The 14552-nt window shown below is 64.2% G+C and carries 16 protein-coding genes; 10 read left to right on the plus strand and 6 right to left on the minus strand.

Going from position 1 to position 14552, the window contains the following annotated elements:
* Window positions 1–116 precede the first annotated feature (116 nt).
* The 6 genes from APH25_RS03520 (at window position 117) to APH25_RS03545 (ending at window position 6687) form a co-directional block, all read left to right on the plus strand.
* A complete protein-coding gene (locus APH25_RS03520) occupies window positions 117–356 on the plus strand; it encodes a DUF3203 family protein (RefSeq protein ID WP_060481095.1) in 240 nt (79 codons plus the stop codon).
* Window positions 357–476: 120 nt separating this feature from the next.
* Window positions 477–1880 carry a cytochrome c oxidase accessory protein CcoG gene (gene ccoG, locus APH25_RS03525; protein ID WP_060481096.1) on the plus strand — a complete coding sequence of 468 codons (1404 nt, stop codon included), beginning with the start codon at window positions 477–479 and terminating at the stop codon, window positions 1878–1880.
* A 50-nt stretch (window positions 1881–1930) separates the two neighbouring features.
* Window positions 1931–3340, plus strand: a complete 1410-nt coding sequence (gene mapR, locus APH25_RS03530) for a GntR family transcriptional regulator MpaR (protein WP_060481097.1) — start codon at window positions 1931–1933, stop codon at window positions 3338–3340.
* 67 nt (window positions 3341–3407) lie between these two features.
* Window positions 3408–4355 carry a PAS domain-containing protein gene (locus tag APH25_RS03535; RefSeq protein WP_082428200.1) on the plus strand — a complete coding sequence of 316 codons (948 nt, stop codon included), beginning with the start codon at window positions 3408–3410 and terminating at the stop codon, window positions 4353–4355.
* A 71-nt stretch (window positions 4356–4426) separates the two neighbouring features.
* Window positions 4427–5626, plus strand: coding sequence for a site-specific integrase (locus tag APH25_RS03540; protein ID WP_023121658.1), 1200 nt, complete (start codon window positions 4427–4429; stop codon window positions 5624–5626).
* Window positions 5623–6687 carry a YhcG family protein gene (locus APH25_RS03545; protein ID WP_023121657.1) on the plus strand — a complete coding sequence of 355 codons (1065 nt, stop codon included), beginning with the start codon at window positions 5623–5625 and terminating at the stop codon, window positions 6685–6687. Before APH25_RS03540 ends, APH25_RS03545 begins: the two co-directional genes overlap by 4 nt.
* A gap of 161 nt (window positions 6688–6848) precedes the next feature.
* Here the strand turns inward: APH25_RS03545 and chrA are convergent, their stop codons facing one another.
* Genes chrA through APH25_RS03575 form a run of 6 tightly spaced genes read right to left on the minus strand, consistent with a single transcriptional unit; the run spans window position 6849 to window position 11104 of the window.
* Entirely contained in the window at window positions 6849–8051 is a 1203-nt protein-coding gene (gene chrA / locus APH25_RS03550) for a chromate efflux transporter (protein WP_023121656.1), read from the minus strand.
* Window positions 8051–8788 (minus strand): arsenical resistance protein ArsH, encoded by a 738-nt coding sequence (arsH, locus tag APH25_RS03555; RefSeq protein ID WP_023121655.1) that lies wholly within the window; start codon window positions 8786–8788, stop codon window positions 8051–8053. Before arsH ends, chrA begins: the two co-directional genes overlap by 1 nt.
* On the minus strand, window positions 8766–9188 hold the full coding sequence (gene arsC, locus APH25_RS03560; RefSeq protein WP_023121654.1) for an arsenate reductase (glutaredoxin): 423 nt from the start codon (window positions 9186–9188) through the stop codon (window positions 8766–8768). Before arsC ends, arsH begins: the two co-directional genes overlap by 23 nt.
* A gap of 9 nt (window positions 9189–9197) precedes the next feature.
* Window positions 9198–10274, minus strand: a complete 1077-nt coding sequence (arsB, locus tag APH25_RS03565) for an ACR3 family arsenite efflux transporter (RefSeq protein ID WP_023121653.1) — start codon at window positions 10272–10274, stop codon at window positions 9198–9200.
* Between the two features lie 7 nt (window positions 10275–10281).
* A complete protein-coding gene (locus tag APH25_RS03570; protein WP_023121652.1) occupies window positions 10282–10776 on the minus strand; it encodes an arsenate reductase ArsC in 495 nt (164 codons plus the stop codon).
* Between the two features lie 4 nt (window positions 10777–10780).
* A complete protein-coding gene (locus APH25_RS03575) occupies window positions 10781–11104 on the minus strand; it encodes a helix-turn-helix transcriptional regulator (protein ID WP_023121651.1) in 324 nt (107 codons plus the stop codon).
* Window positions 11105–11483: 379 nt separating this feature from the next.
* Between APH25_RS03575 and radC the strand changes: the two genes are divergently transcribed.
* The 4 genes from radC to APH25_RS03595 all read left to right on the plus strand — a co-directional run bounded on the left by radC (window position 11484) and on the right by APH25_RS03595 (window position 14510).
* Window positions 11484–11993: a DNA repair protein RadC gene (gene radC / locus APH25_RS03580; RefSeq protein ID WP_023121650.1), complete on the plus strand. Its 510-nt coding sequence runs from the start codon at window positions 11484–11486 to the stop codon at window positions 11991–11993.
* Between the two features lie 276 nt (window positions 11994–12269).
* Window positions 12270–12620: a DUF2958 domain-containing protein gene (locus APH25_RS03585; protein WP_023121649.1), complete on the plus strand. Its 351-nt coding sequence runs from the start codon at window positions 12270–12272 to the stop codon at window positions 12618–12620.
* A gap of 65 nt (window positions 12621–12685) precedes the next feature.
* Window positions 12686–12964, plus strand: coding sequence for a hypothetical protein (locus APH25_RS03590; protein ID WP_023121648.1), 279 nt, complete (start codon window positions 12686–12688; stop codon window positions 12962–12964).
* A 715-nt stretch (window positions 12965–13679) separates the two neighbouring features.
* Window positions 13680–14510, plus strand: a complete 831-nt coding sequence (locus APH25_RS03595) for a DUF932 domain-containing protein (protein WP_023121647.1) — start codon at window positions 13680–13682, stop codon at window positions 14508–14510.
* Window positions 14511–14552 lie beyond the last annotated feature (42 nt).

Below are 14552 nucleotides of genomic sequence, written 5' to 3' on the forward strand. Positions count from 1 at the left end.
GAGCCAGCCAGTGCAGTGTGGACCGTGAAGCGGGGCACAAAGTGCCGGCCGGCGGGTGGATGCAGTAACCCGCCGGTGCTGGAGGTCCACCGATCACCTACCAAGGAGGACATCCCATGCCTGTCGAAACCAACCCCGAAACCCAGCGCTGCCTGCTCGTCTCGGACGGCGTGCGGCTGGAGGCCCAAGGCCCTGACATTGAAATCATCACCGACGAGCGCCTGCGCATGTCCGTTGCGGCGCTGGCAGATCACCGGGTGCCGATCACCGAAGCGGAGGCCGACGCCCTCACCGTTGCAGGTGCGGTCGATAGCCGCAGGCATCTGAAGACCACCGCTCCAGGCTCGATAATCTGAGGCCTGCAGCTCATGGCCGGGTATCTGATATGGTTTTTATCTAAAAATCTGAGCCTGTGCCGATAACAGCCTCAGGGCCATAGTGCTCATGCCTGATCGAGGCCTGATGAGCACGGAGCCATGAACGATAGAATCCCTTATGCAGAGATCGCGGCAGTTCCAGCCAAGTTACCAGCAAGGCCCGTTGAGGCCGGTATCCACACCCGCAGCTTCAGCGGCGTTTTCCGAAACCTGCGCATCGGCTTTGCCGGGGCGCTGTTTCTGCTGTTCTTCGGTACAGCCTGGCTCCAGTGGAACGGGCGCCAGGCTGTGCTGTGGGACCTGAGCAACAGCAAGTTCCATATCTTTGGTGCGACCTTCTGGCCACAGGACTTCATCCTGCTGTCCGCATTGTTGATCATCTGCGCGTTCGGGCTGTTTGCCATTACGGTTTACGCAGGGCGCGTGTGGTGCGGCTACAGTTGCCCGCAAAGCACGTGGACCTGGCTGTTCATGTGGTGCGAAAAGGTCACCGAGGGTGACCGTAACCAGCGCATCAAACTGGCTGCAGCGCCGTGGAGCGCCAACAAGCTGGTACGCCGGTTGGCCAAGCACAGCCTGTGGCTTGCGATCGGCCTGGTCACCGGCCTGACCTTCGTTGGCTACTTCACCCCGATACGCCCACTGGCGGCAGAGCTGCTGACCCTGCAACTGGGCGGCGTGGCGCTGTTCTGGGTGCTGTTCTTCACCGCGGCCACCTACATCAATGCCGGCCTGCTGCGCGAGGCGGTGTGCCTGCACATGTGCCCGTACGCGCGGTTCCAGAGCGTGATGTTCGACAAGGACACGCTGGCGGTGGCCTACGACCCGCGCCGTGGGGAACGCCGTGGCCCGCGCAAGAAAGGCAGCAACGCCCACGCCCAGGGCCTGGGTGATTGCATCGATTGCACCCTGTGCGTGCAGGTGTGCCCCACCGGCATCGATATCCGTGACGGCCTGCAAATGGCCTGCATCGGCTGCGCCGCGTGCATTGATGCCTGCGACGGCGTCATGGACAAGATGGGCTATGAGCGCGGGCTGATCGGCTACAAGTCCGAACACAGCCTGCAAGGCGGCACCACCCATTGGCTGCGCCCACGCCTGGCCGGTTATGCGCTGGCACTGCTGGTCATGTTCGGTGCGCTGGGGATGGCCTTGTATCTGCGGCCAATGGTGTCGCTGGATGTGATCAAGGACCGTGGCCTGTTCCGCGAAAACGCCTTGGGCCAGATCGAGAACATCTACCTGTTGAAGATCATCAACAAGACCGAACGCACCGGGCACTACCGCTTGCGGCTGCTGGACGCCGATGGTTTCAGCCTGCAGGGCAAAACCCTGTTCACGGTCGCTGCGGGGGACATGAGCGAGCTGCCGGTGTCGGTGGCGATGCTCGCCGACCGCCCCGTCAGCAGCTCGCAGCCGCTGGCGTTCGAAATCAGCGACCAGGACGACCCCGCCATCAACAGCGTGGCCCACAGCCGCTTCGTCGCCCCCATGAACCGTTGATCCCTTAAACTGATATCACCTTGCCTGCCAGGCTTCGACAGAAGGCCAGAATGAAACGTTACGAACGCTTCGCCGACGACATTGCCGAACTGATCCGCTCCGGGGTGTTGGGCCCCGGCCAGCGCGTCCCGTCGGTACGCTATGCCAGCCAGACCCATGGTGTGAGCCCTTCCACGGTGTTCCAAGCTTATTACCTGCTGGAGCGCCGCGGGCTGATTCGTGCCCGGCCGCGCTCCGGTTACTTCGTCAATGCCCACGCTCCACGGCAGTTCAACGAGCCGCAGGCATTGCAACCGGCCAGCGAGTCCACCGATGTGGACGTCAGTGCGCTGGTGTTCTCGATCCTCGATTCGATCAAGGACCCGCACACCGTGCCGTTCGGGTCGGCGTTCCCAAGCCCCGAACTGTTCCCGCTGCAACGCCTGTCACGCTCACTGGCCAGCGCCAGCCGCAGCATGGACCCGCGCATGGTGGTGACCGACCTGTCACCGGGCAACCCGCAATTGCGCCGGCAGATCGCCCTGCGCTACATGGTCGGCGGCCTGATGCTGCCCATGGAAGAGCTGTTGATCACCAACGGCGCCCTGGAAGCCCTGAATTTGTGCCTGCAGGCAGTCACCCAGCCGGGTGACCTGGTCGCCATCGAAGCCCCCGCCTTCTACGCCTGCCTGCAGGTGCTGGAGCGGCTAAAGCTCAAAGCGGTGGAGATCCCGGTGCACCCGCGTGAAGGCATGGACCTCGGGACCCTGGCCCAGACCTTGGAAAAACACCCGGTCAAGGCGGTGTGGTGCATGACCACCTTCCAGAACCCGGTGGGTGCCAGCATGCCGGAGGCCAAGAAGCAGGCGTTGGTGGAATTGATTACCCGCCACCAGGTGCCGCTGATCGAGGACGATGTCTACGCAGAACTCTACTACGCACAGCAGGCACCGAAGCCGGCCAAGGCCTTCGACACCCAGGGCCTGGTCATGCACTGCGGGTCGTTCGCCAAAAGCCTGGCCCCGGGCTACCGCATCGGCTGGGTGACAGCCGGCCGCTTCGCGCAGAAGATCGAGCGCCTGAAACTGATGACCTCGCTGTGCGCCTCGATGCCCGCCCAGGCGGCGATTGCCGATTACCTGCAGCACGGCGGCTACGACCGCCACCTGCGCAAGCTGCGCTACGCACTGGAGGGCCAGCAAGCCAACATGCTGGCAGCCATCGGGCGCTACTTCCCGGCCCAGACGCGGGTCAGCCAGCCGGCAGGGGGGTATTTCCTGTGGCTGGAACTGCCTGAGCAGATAGACGCACTGAAGCTGTTCCACATGGCCCTGGCCCAAGGCATCAGTATTGCGCCAGGGCCGATATTCTCGCCCACACGGCGCTTCGGCAACTGCATCCGCCTGAACTACGGCAGCCCCTGGGGTGACGATGCCGAGCAGGCCATGGCCACCCTGGGCCGCATCATCGCCTCGTTTTGATACAGGCAGCCCATGGTGGGGTGGCGGCCAGCTATAGTTGTCTGACTTAACCGGCCGGACACTTAGCATGCCAGCAGATAACGCCATGGGCTGTATGGAGCAGCTGCAAGCAAGGTTGCAGGCGCTTGAGGCCGAAAATCACCAACTCAGGCTCAAGGCCGCCAGCTTCGACGCCCTTGCCAAGAACATGAACGAGGGCCTTTGTGTGCTCGAGCTGCTGGAGGATGAATGCGGTCAGTACTACGACTACCGGCACGTGCTGGCCAATGAAGCGTGCGTGCGCCACACCAATCACCCCAAGCACCTTGGCCTGACCGCCCGCGAAACCATCCCCGACGAGGTAGAAAGTTGGCTACCCCATTTTGCAGAAGTGGCCCGGTCCGGCCAGTCTGTGCGCTTTGTGGAGCGGCTTGCCGTGTCGGACCGATGGCTCAACCTGTCGGTGCACCGCCTGGAGCCTGCCTGCAGCAAGCGCGTGCTGGTGATTTTCACTGGCACACCAGGCGAGCAGATGGCGGTTGATCAATTACAGGCGCTTAACAAGGAGCTGGCACAGAAAGTCGGCAGGGCGCAGGCCAACAGTAAATTGCTGGGTGAGTTGGTGGACCATAGTGTCGCCAACGTGTTTGCTGCGGACCGGACCTTCCGCCTGCTGGCCATCAACCGCACGGCGCAGGAGACCTTCATGCGCTGGCGCGGCGTGGTGCCCAAGGTCGGTGAACATATCCCGCGCTTTCTTGCCCATCAGCCTGACATCATCAGCCGGTTGAAACTGTTGTGGCCGAGGATTCTTGCCGGGGAGTCGTTCGTCGACACGGTGGCCATAGGGCAGCCCGACGCCCAGCGCCATTACGAGGTGCGCTACAACCCGCTGCGTGACGCCGACAACGCCATCCAGGGCGGTTTTTTGTTTGACGATGACTCCAGCCCGGTAGTTCGCTGGACTGCGCAGCAGCTCGATACAGCAGGTTTATCAATAGCTTACGCGCGTCCATCATATGCCGGTGCTTTCTGAAATCTGACCCGGTTTGCCCTCGCGCCGCTCCTATCTGGCTCTTGGAATCCGGGTCGTTCCAAGGAGTCATCATGGCAAAAATCAAGCTCACCAAGACCGCCGTAGAGTCTGCGCAACCCCAGGCGAAGGACATCGAACTACGGGATACCGTTGTGCCCGGCTTCCTCTGCAAGATTACCCCGAAGGGCCGCCGGGTGTTCATGCTCCAGTACCGCACGAACTCCGGGCAGCCTCGCAAGCCCTCGCTGGGCCTGTTCGGGGAACTGACCGTGGAGCAGGCCCGCGTCATGGCGCAAGACTGGCTGGCCGAGGTTCGCCGGGGCGGCGATCCCGGCGGTGCCAAGGCCGAGGCGCGCAAGGCACCCACGGTCGAAGCGTTGTGCAAGAAGTTCATGGAGGACTACTCCAAAAAGCGCAACAAGCCCAGCACGCAGCGCGGCTATCAGGCGGTCATCGACCGCTGTATCGTCCCGCTGATCGGCCCTAAGAAGGTGCAGGACGTGAAGCGGCCCGACATTGCCGGGCTGATGGAGAAGCTGGCCTACAAGCCGGCCGAGGCGAACAATGCCTTTGGCGTGCTGCGCAAGATGTTCAACCTGGCCGAAGTGTGGGGCTTCCGCCCGGACGGCACGAACCCGTGCCGCCACGTCCCGATGTATCCGCCCGGCGAGGAAACCCGGCTCATCGTGGACGACGAGCTGGCGCTGATCTTCCGCCAACTGGAGAAGCTGGAGGCGGAAGGGCTGGAGAACTACGTCATCCCGCTGGCGATCCGCCTGCAATTCGAGTTTGCCGGTCGTCGCTCCGAAATCTGCACGCTCGAATGGAGCTGGATCGACCTGGAGAATCGGCGCGTGGTGTGGCCGGACAGCAAGACCGGCGGCCTTTCCAAGCCCATGAGCGCGGAAGCCTATCGGCTGTTCTCGACCGCACCGCGCCGGGACGGTTGCCCCTACGTCCTGCCGTCGCCCAACGACCCGACCAAGCACCTGACCTTTGGCGAGCACTATGGCGGCTGGTGCCGCGTGCTCAAGGCCGCCGGTGTTCCGCATGTCGGTACGCACGGCATCCGCCATCGCTCGACTACCGACATTGCCAATTCGGGCGTGCCGACCAAGGTAGGTATGAAGCTGACGGGCCACAAGACCGTGGCAATGTTCATGCACTACGTTCACACCGAGGACAAGCCGGTGCGTGATGCGGCCGAACTGGTGGCGAGCCGGCGGCAGGCCATCACGGGCGCGCGGCAGCCCCAGGAGGCCATCGCATGAACAGGCGCAAAGCATCTGTTCCTTCGCCCGCAGCGCCGACGGCGCTGCTGGGCGACATTCGGACATTGATCGAAGCGGCGCGCAAGCGCGCCGCTTCGGCGGTGAATAGCGAGCTGTCGATGCTCTACTGGCGCATCGGCCAGCGCATCCATACGCAGGTCTTGGAAGGTCGGCGGGCCGACTACGGCGAGGAAGTCGTGCTGACCTTGGCAGCGCAACTGGTGAAGGAGTACGGCAGCAGTTTTTCGGTCAAGAATCTGCGTCGGATGGTGCAGTTCGCCGTCGCTTACCCGGACGAGCGAATTGTCGTATCACTGATACGACAATTGAGCTGGACGCACTTCATCGCCCTGATCCCGCTGAAAGACCCGCTCCAGCGGGACTACTACGCGCAGATGGCGAGCGCCGAACGCTGGAGCGTGCGGACGTTGCGCGAGCGCATCGACTCGATGCTGTACGAGCGCACGGCGCTGTCCCAAAAGACGGAAGCAACCATCGCGCAGGAACTGGCGACCCTGCGCGATGCGCAGCGCATGACCCCGGCGCTGGTCATGCGCGATCCGTACATCCTCGACTTCTTGGGCCTGCGGGATAGCTGGCAGGAAGGCGACTTGGAAGCCGCGATCATCCGCGAAATGGAAGCCTTCCTGCTGGAGCTTGGCGCGGGCTTTTCCTTCGTTGCCCGGCAGAAGCGCATCCCGATTGACGACGAGGATTTTCACCTTGACCTGCTTTTTTACAACCGCAAGCTGCGGCGGCTGGTGGCCGTCGAATTGAAGATCGGCGAGTTCAAGGCAGCGTACAAGGGGCAGATGGAGCTTTATCTGCGCTGGCTGGACAAGCACGAGCGGGAGCCGGAAGAAGCCTCGCCGCTGGGAATCATCCTCTGCACGGGCAAGAAGCGCGAGCAAATCGAACTACTGGAATTGGACAAGTCGGGCATCCACGTCGCCGAGTACCTGACCACCTTGCCGCCGCGTGCGGTGTTGGGCGAACGATTGCAGCAGGCGACCGAGCGGGCGCGCTTACAGATCGAACAGCGCACGCAGGACACGGAGTAGGCCAAGCAGCATTTGTGCGTCCTGTCGTGCCGCCGTCGGGTTCGCGGGCTGCACCCCGCGTTTCGCTCCGAATCACACTCATCCCGTTTGCCTACCCGCATGCGCCTGATGCCCAGCACACCCAGGTGCATGACGTAGCGCCCTCCTGATTCTGCGCAGGATCAGGCAGACAGGATTTGCCCCGCTATGGCGGCCAGCACAACCACCAGCACCGGCGGCAAGCGTCCATAGACCAGCAGGCCGAAGGCGGCCAAGGCCAGAGCGAAATCGGTGCGTCCGTGGATGGCGCTTGTCCATACGGGGTCGTAGAGCGCGGACAGCAGGATGCCGACCACCCCTGCGTTAATGCCCGCCATTGCAGCCTGGATGCTCGGCCGGTGGCGCAACCGCTGCCAGAACGGTAGCGTGCCGATCAGCACGAGGAAGGCTGGCACGAAGATCACGATCAGCAGCACCAGCCCGCCAAGCCAGCCGTGCAAGGGCCAGTCGGCCACAGTGCCGAGATAGGCCGCGAAGGTGAACAGCGGCCCCGGTACGGCCTGCGCCGCACCGTAGCCGGCCAGGAAATCGGCATTGCCGACCGCGCCGGTCGAGCCGGTGACTGCTTGCAGCAGCGGCAACACGACATGGCCGCCACCGAACACCAGTGCGCCGGCGCGGAAGAAGCCGTCGATCAGCGCAGCCATCGTCGAGCCGCTGGCCGCCGCCCACAACGGCAGACCGAGCAGCAACGCGGCCAGCAAGCCCAACGCTATCGCGCCAGTACGGCGCGACACCGCATACGAGGCCAGATGCGCTGCCGGCAGCGGCGGCAGTTGCAGCCACCAGCGACCGATCAGGCCCGTCATGACGATGGCCGCGACTTGCACCCAGGCCGACGGCAGCAATAGTGTCAGCAACGCGGCCAGGATCGCTAGCGCGGCGCGGGGCCGGTCGGGGCACAGCGTTTTCGCCATGCCCCACACCGCTTGCGCCACCACGGCGACGGCAACCACTTTCAAGCCATGCACCCAACCGGCTTCAGCGAGCGGGTGGTATTCGGAAATGCCGTAGGCGAACAGGATCAGTACGAGCGCTGAGGGCAACGTGAATCCGACCCAAGCCGCCAGTGCGCCCCACCCACCAGCACGGCCCAAGCCAAGCGCCATGCCGACCTGGCTGCTGGCCGGCCCCGGCAGGAACTGGCACAGCGCGACCAGATCGGCGTAGCTGCGATCGTCCAGCCAGCGGCGACGCTCGACGAACTCCGTGCGGAAGTAGCCCAAGTGCGCGATTGGCCCGCCGAAGGAGGTCAGCCCCAGCCGCAGAAAGACCAGAAAAACGCGCCCGGCGTTGTCGCGCTCTGCGGTGGCTGGCTCTGGCATCAAATCGACTCCTGTTTCATGCGCTTGGACAACGCTTCGGCGCTTTCCTTGCGCTCGCTGTACCGATCCACCAGATACGGTGCCGCGTCGCGCGTGAGCAGCGTGAACTTCATCAGTTCTTCCATCACGTCCACAATGCGGTCGTAATAGGCCGAGGGCTTCATGCGCCCGGTTTCATCGAACTCCTGATATGCCTTGGCGACCGAAGACTGGTTCGGGATGGTCAGCATCCGCATCCAGCGACCCAGCACGCGCATCTGGTTGACCGCATTGAATGACTGCGAGCCGCCTGATACCTGCATCACCGCCAGCGTCTTGCCCTGGGTCGGGCGCACCGCTCCGGAGGACAGCGGAATCCAGTCGATCTGCGTCTTCATCAGGCCGGTCATCGCGCCGTGGCGCTCCGGCGAGCACCACACCATGCCTTCCATCCATTGCGCCAGTTCGCGCAGTTCCTTTACCTTCGAATGATCGTCGCCGGCATCGTCCACCAACGGCAGGCCCGACGGGTTGAAGAACCGTGTTTCGCCGCCGAGCGCACGCAGGATGCGCGCCGCTTCTTCGGCGGCAAGGCGGCTGTACGAGCGGTCGCGCAGCGAGCCGTAGAGCAGCAGGAAGCGCGGCGCGTGCGTGGCGCGTTCGGGTGTCAGGAGCCGTTCCTTGTCCGGCTGCTGGAACAGCGTGGCATCGAGGTTCGGCAGGCCGATACGGGTATCAGACACGCTGCCCCTTTGCATCCACTACCGCCTCGCCGTCTTCCTTGTTGAACGCGCCGCGCTGCGGATTCGGCAGAATGTCCAGCACGGTTTCCGAGGGGCGGCACAGCTTCGTGCCCAGCGGCGTGACCACGATGGGCCGGTTCATCAGGATCGGATGTTGCCCGATGGCATCGAGCAACTGATCATCCGTCCATTTTGGGTTGGCCAAGCCCAACTCCGCATAGGGCGTGCCTTTCTCGCGCAGCACCTCGCGCGCGCTCAGGCCCACGTCCGCCAGCAGCTTGACCAGCGTTTCCCGCGTCGGTGGCGTCTTCAGGTACTCAATGACCGTGGGTTCCTCGCCGCTGTTGCGGATCAGGGCCAGCACATTGCGCGAGGTGCCGCAGTTCGGGTTGTGATAGATCGTGATGTTGCTCATGGGTTTCTCTCAGTTCGTTGCGTGGCCGCGCTCGTACCAGCGGCGCGAGCGGTTGACCACGCGCACCACCAGCAGCATCACCGGCACCTCGATCAGCACACCCACCACGGTGGCCAGCGCCGCGCCGGAATGGAAACCGAACAGGCTGATGGCCGCGGCCACGGCCAACTCGAAGAAGTTGCTCGCGCCGATCAGGGCCGACGGGCCGGCGACGCAGTGTTGCTCGCCTGTCTTGCGGTTGAGCCAATAGGCCAAGCCGGAATTGAAGAACACCTGGATCAGGATCGGCACCGCCAGCATGGCAATGATCAGTGGTTGTTGCAGGATGGCTTGGCCCTGGAAGGCGAACAGCAGCACCAGCGTCAGCAGCAGCGCGGCGATGGACAGCGGGCCGATGCGTTCAAGGGCGCGGTCAAATGCGGCCTGGCCCCGGCGCAGCAGCGCCCGCCGCCAGAGCTGCGCGACGATGACCGGGATGACGATGTAAAGCGCCACCGAGATCAGTAGCGTGTCCCACGGTACGCTGATGGCCGACAGGCCGAGCAGCAGGCCAACGATGGGCGCGAAGGCGAACACCATGATGGTGTCGTTGAGTGCGACTTGCGAGAGCGTGAATACGGGGTCGCCGCCGGTCAGCCGGCTCCAGACGAACACCATCGCCGTGCAGGGCGCGGCGGCCAGCAGGATCAGGCCGGCCACGTAGCTGTCGAGTTGGTCGGCCGGCAGCCACTCGGCGAAGACGTGCCGAATGAAGATCCACGCCAGCAGTGCCATTGAGAACGGCTTGACTGCCCAGTTGACGAATAACGTCACACCGATGCCGCGCCAGTGCTGTTTGACCTGGCCGAGCGCACCGAAATCCACCTTGAGCAGCATTGGGATCACCATGACCCAGATCAGCACGCCGACCGGCAGATTGACTTGGGCGACTTCTATGCGGCCGATGGCCTGAAACATGCCGGGCGCGAACTGGCCGAGCGCGATGCCGGCGACGATGCACAGCAGCACCCACACGGTCAGGTATCGCTCGAACACGCTCATGGCGGAAACAGTCGGTGCGCGGCTGGCGGATGCACTGGCGGTCATGGTTGCCTCACTTGCGTCCAATGTCGTGCAGCTCACGCTGCAAGGACATGGCATCGAGGCGCTGGAGCGGCAGCGACAGGAACAGTTCTATGCGCCGGCGCAGCGTGATGGCCGCGTCCATGAACGCCTTGCGCTGTTGTTCCTCGGTGCCTTCGACGGCGGCCGGGTCGGGCACGCCCCAATGCGCCGAGACGGGCTGGCCCGGCCACAGCGGACACGCCTCGCCGGCGGCGTTGTCGCAGACGGTGAAGATGAAGTCGAACACCGGCGCACCGGGAACCACGAATTCGTCCCAGCTCTTGCTGCGGTAGCCCGTGGTCGGCAGGCGCAGGCGTTCCAGCGTGGCGAGTGCCAGCGGATTCACTTCGCCTTTCGGGTGGCTGCCGGCCGACCAGGCACGGAAGCGGCCTTGGCCCAGCTCATTGAGCAAGCCTTCGGCGAGGATGGAACGGGCCGAATTTCCCGTGCAGATGAACAGTGCGTTGTAGGTGGTGTCGGTCATGGCGTCAGCAGTTGCAGTTAGGGGATTCGGAAACCTCGCAGACGCCGCCCTGGCAGCAATGCTCGGTCAGGTAGCCGATCAGGCCGTTCATGTGACCGTACTCGGCGCGGTAGATCAGGTTGCGGCCCTGCTGCTCGATGGAAACGAGGCCAGCGTGGGCCAGTTCCTTCAAGTGGAAGGACAAGGTATTGCGGGCCACGTCGAGCTGATCGGCGAGGACGCTGGGCGTGCGTCCTTCCGGCCCGGCGACGACCAGGGCGCGGAATACACGCAGTCGTTGCGTGTGGGCCAGCGCACTCAGGGCGGAAACGGCTTGATCTTCATTCATTATTCGATGATACAACAATTATAGAATTAATAGAAAGAAGAAAGGAAAACACCGCTTGGTGGCGTCCCGGCGTACCGCCGTCGGGTTCGCGGGCTGCGCCCCGCGCTTCGTGCCGAATCGCGGCCATCCGGCTTTGACCCCTGACGCCTTCGGCCCTGGCGGGCCTGCGCGCTCCGCTTGCACAAAGGCGAGTGTGTGCATTGGGCGGGTGTGGGCGGTCTTGCTGTTCCCTTCACCGTATCACGGCGTTTTCGCCGTCAAGGGCTGCGCGTGCTTGCACGCTTGCGGCCTGGCAGCCGTCCTCGACCCCTGACTGCTTGCGCTGCGCCGTGCTCTCCACGGTTCCGGGCAATTCCGCCCGAGCAACCGGAGCACGATCATGTCGCAACTGTCCTTTTCCTCGTTCGATTCCTCGCTGATGGTGCGTGACGCACAGGGCCGCTACCTGCTGGCGACTGCCGAGCAGATTCTGGAGGCCGCGCGCCAGGCCATCGAGCGCAAGATGCAACGCGGTACGTCGTTCACGTCGCCGGCGGCGGTCAAGGAGTACCTGCGCGCCAAGCTGGCCGGCTTCGAGCATGAGGTGTTCGCGGTGCTGTTCATGGACACGCAACATCGGCTGATCGAATACGCCGAAATGTTCCGCGGCACCATCGACGGCGCATCGGTGTATCCGCGCGAGCTGGTCAAGGAGGCGCTGCGGCTCAATGCGGCGGCGGTCATCATTTCGCACAACCATCCGAGCGGCAATCCCGAGCCGAGCGGTGCCGACCGGGCGCTGACCCAGCGGCTCAAGGAGGCGCTGGGGCTGGTGGACGTGCGCGTGCTGGATCACGTCATCGTGGCGGGCACCGACACCACATCGTTTGCCGAATGCGGCTTGATCTGACCAAGGGGCTTCGGCCCCTTTTTGCTGCGCCCGGCGCGGGCCGGGCGAAAACGCTGCCTCGGATTTCCGAGACAGCGTTTCGGAAATTCATGGCCTGCATGGAGGTATGGGGCGGTCTTGCTGTCCCCTTCATCGTGCCACGGCGTTCTCGCCGTCAAGGGCTGCGCGCGATGGCGCTTGCGTCCTGGCGGCCGTCTGCGACCCCTGACTGCTTGCGCTGCGCCGTGCCCCGGAAGGGTCGGGCAATTCCGCCCGGCAACCTTTCAGGAGTTCACCATGAACAACGCACTCATCACTGCCGAGCAGCGCATCGTGCTGCAGGCCAACGGCCGCGCATCGCTGGAGAACCCGGACTTCGATCCGGCCCCGGTGGTCAAGCTGTTCACGCCGGACGGTGGCGCGACCTGGCTGCTGACCGAGATTGATCCCGACAACCATGACCACGCCTTTGGTCTTTTCGACCTGGGCCTGGGCGAGCCGGAAATCGGCTGGGTCAGCTTGAACGAGCTGGCGACCGTGCGCGGCGGGCTGGGCCTGCCGATCGAGCGTGACCTGTATTTCCGGGCCGAGAAGCGGTTGAGCGGCTATGCGCGCGATGCGCGGCTGGCTGGGCGGATCGTTCTCTGACCTCGCACCTGGAGCGCCGCAAGGCGCTCCTTGCGCTTTCTCGACCATCACAGGAGATCAATGCCATGAGCAGCCATCACGACTACATCATCGAAATCACCGCGCAGCACGATGCGCTCAAGCCGTTCGCGCCGGAAAACGGCCAGCCGCTGCGCTTCAAGATCGGCGACGCGGTGATCTTCACCAACGAGTACGGCGCACAGTTCCGGCTCCGCGTCACCGGGTTCTATCAGCCCACCGGGCTTTCAGGTATGTACGCCCGCGGTGCGCGCTACCTGCTGGACTCGGCATCGCCGTGGATGCCGGTTGCGGAATCCAGCCTGCGTCCTGATGGCTCGGCCTGATGCCTTCGCGCCCCTTCCGGGGCGCTGCGCGCTTCGCTTGCCTCTAGGGGAAAGCCCTGCGGGCTATCCCCACCGCGCGATGCTTGGCACCCCTAAAGACCGCCGAACCGGCTGCGTCGGCTCGGCCAGAAATCCGCAGCCACAGCAGAACCCGCTTCCCGATGCGTGGGGCGTAGTGCGCCTGGTGCTCATCGAACCTTGAAGGCTGGGCGTCCCCGGCCAAGAAACATGGCCGGTCGCGCTGTCGTGCGCGTAGCGCATCGAGCCGCCTGCGGCGTCTCGCCCCTGTCGGGCTTCCATCGTTCCCTCGCTCCGCTCGGCTGACGCCTTCGGCCCGGCTTCCAGATCCGGGCCTGCGCGCTTCGCTTGCCGTGCAGTCAGCGCAAGGGGAAGGCCGTTGCCATGTCCAGCCGTCTCCCCTGACTTCATCACCTTGTCCGCGACTGTAGCCCGCTCCCGCGTGCCATCAAGGCGCGCAGGGCCGTGTCCTCGGCTACGCCTGCGGGCCGCACCACCCCCTGCGCTTGTTTCCTTGACGGCCCCCGTCCGCGCGCTCCTGACCGTCGCGGGCGATGAACTCAGGAAGACGGTGGCAACAGGGCCAACCGGGTTCCTCTCGCCGACCGCACCAAACAGCCGAAAGGCTGGGCTCCGAATCTAGGAATCCGGTGTGCGGTGAACAGCAAACCCTTTTTTCTTTGTCAGGAGAAATGAAATGCAACTCGCATCCCGCTTCGCTTCCCGCTCCCCCTCGCTGCGCAGCGACTACCCGCTGTCCGATGACCAGATTCACCGCGTAGCGCCGTCCATCTTCGCGGACGCGCCGCATGAAAGCCGTTCGCAGCGGTACGCCTATATCCCCACCGCCGCCGTGCTGGCCGAGCTTCGCAAAGAAGGGTTCCAGCCCTTCTTGGTGACGCAAACCCGCGTGCGCGATGAAGGCAAGCGCGAGCATACGAAACACATGCTGCGCCTGCGCCACGCCAGCCAGATCAACGGCGCGGAGGCCAATGAAATCGTGTTGTTGAACTCGCACGATGGCACGAGCAGCTATCAGATGCTCGCGGGCATGTTCCGGTTCGTGTGCAGCAATGGGCTGGTGTGTGGCGACACCGTGGCCGATGTGCGCGTACCCCACAAGGGCGACGTTTCCGGGCATGTCATCGAAGGCGCTTACGAAGTCTTGCGCGGCTTCGACCGGGTGAAGGATTCCCGCGATGCCATGCGTGCGATCACGCTGGACGAAGGCGAGGCCGAAGTATTCGCCCGCGCCGCGCTGGCCCTCAAGTACGACCCCACCGACAACAAGCCCGCGCCCATCACCGAATCGCAAATCCTGATGCCGCGCCGGTTCGACGACCGCCGCCCGGACTTGTGGAGCGTGTTCAACCGCACGCAAGAAAACCTGACCAAAGGCGGATTGCATGGCCGCAGCGCCAACGGACGCCGCCAGCAGACCCGCCCCGTGCAGGGCATTGATTCCGATGTGCGCCTCAATCGCGCCCTCTGGATGCTGGCCGATGGCCTGCGCCAGTTGAAAGCCTGATTCCCCACGCGGCAGGGGCAGGCAGCAGCCCTTGCCGCTTCT

Origin of the sequence: Pseudomonas sp. NBRC 111119, from assembly GCF_001320125.1 — a bacterium.
Classification (GTDB): Bacteria; Pseudomonadota; Gammaproteobacteria; order Pseudomonadales; family Pseudomonadaceae; genus Aquipseudomonas; species Aquipseudomonas parafulva.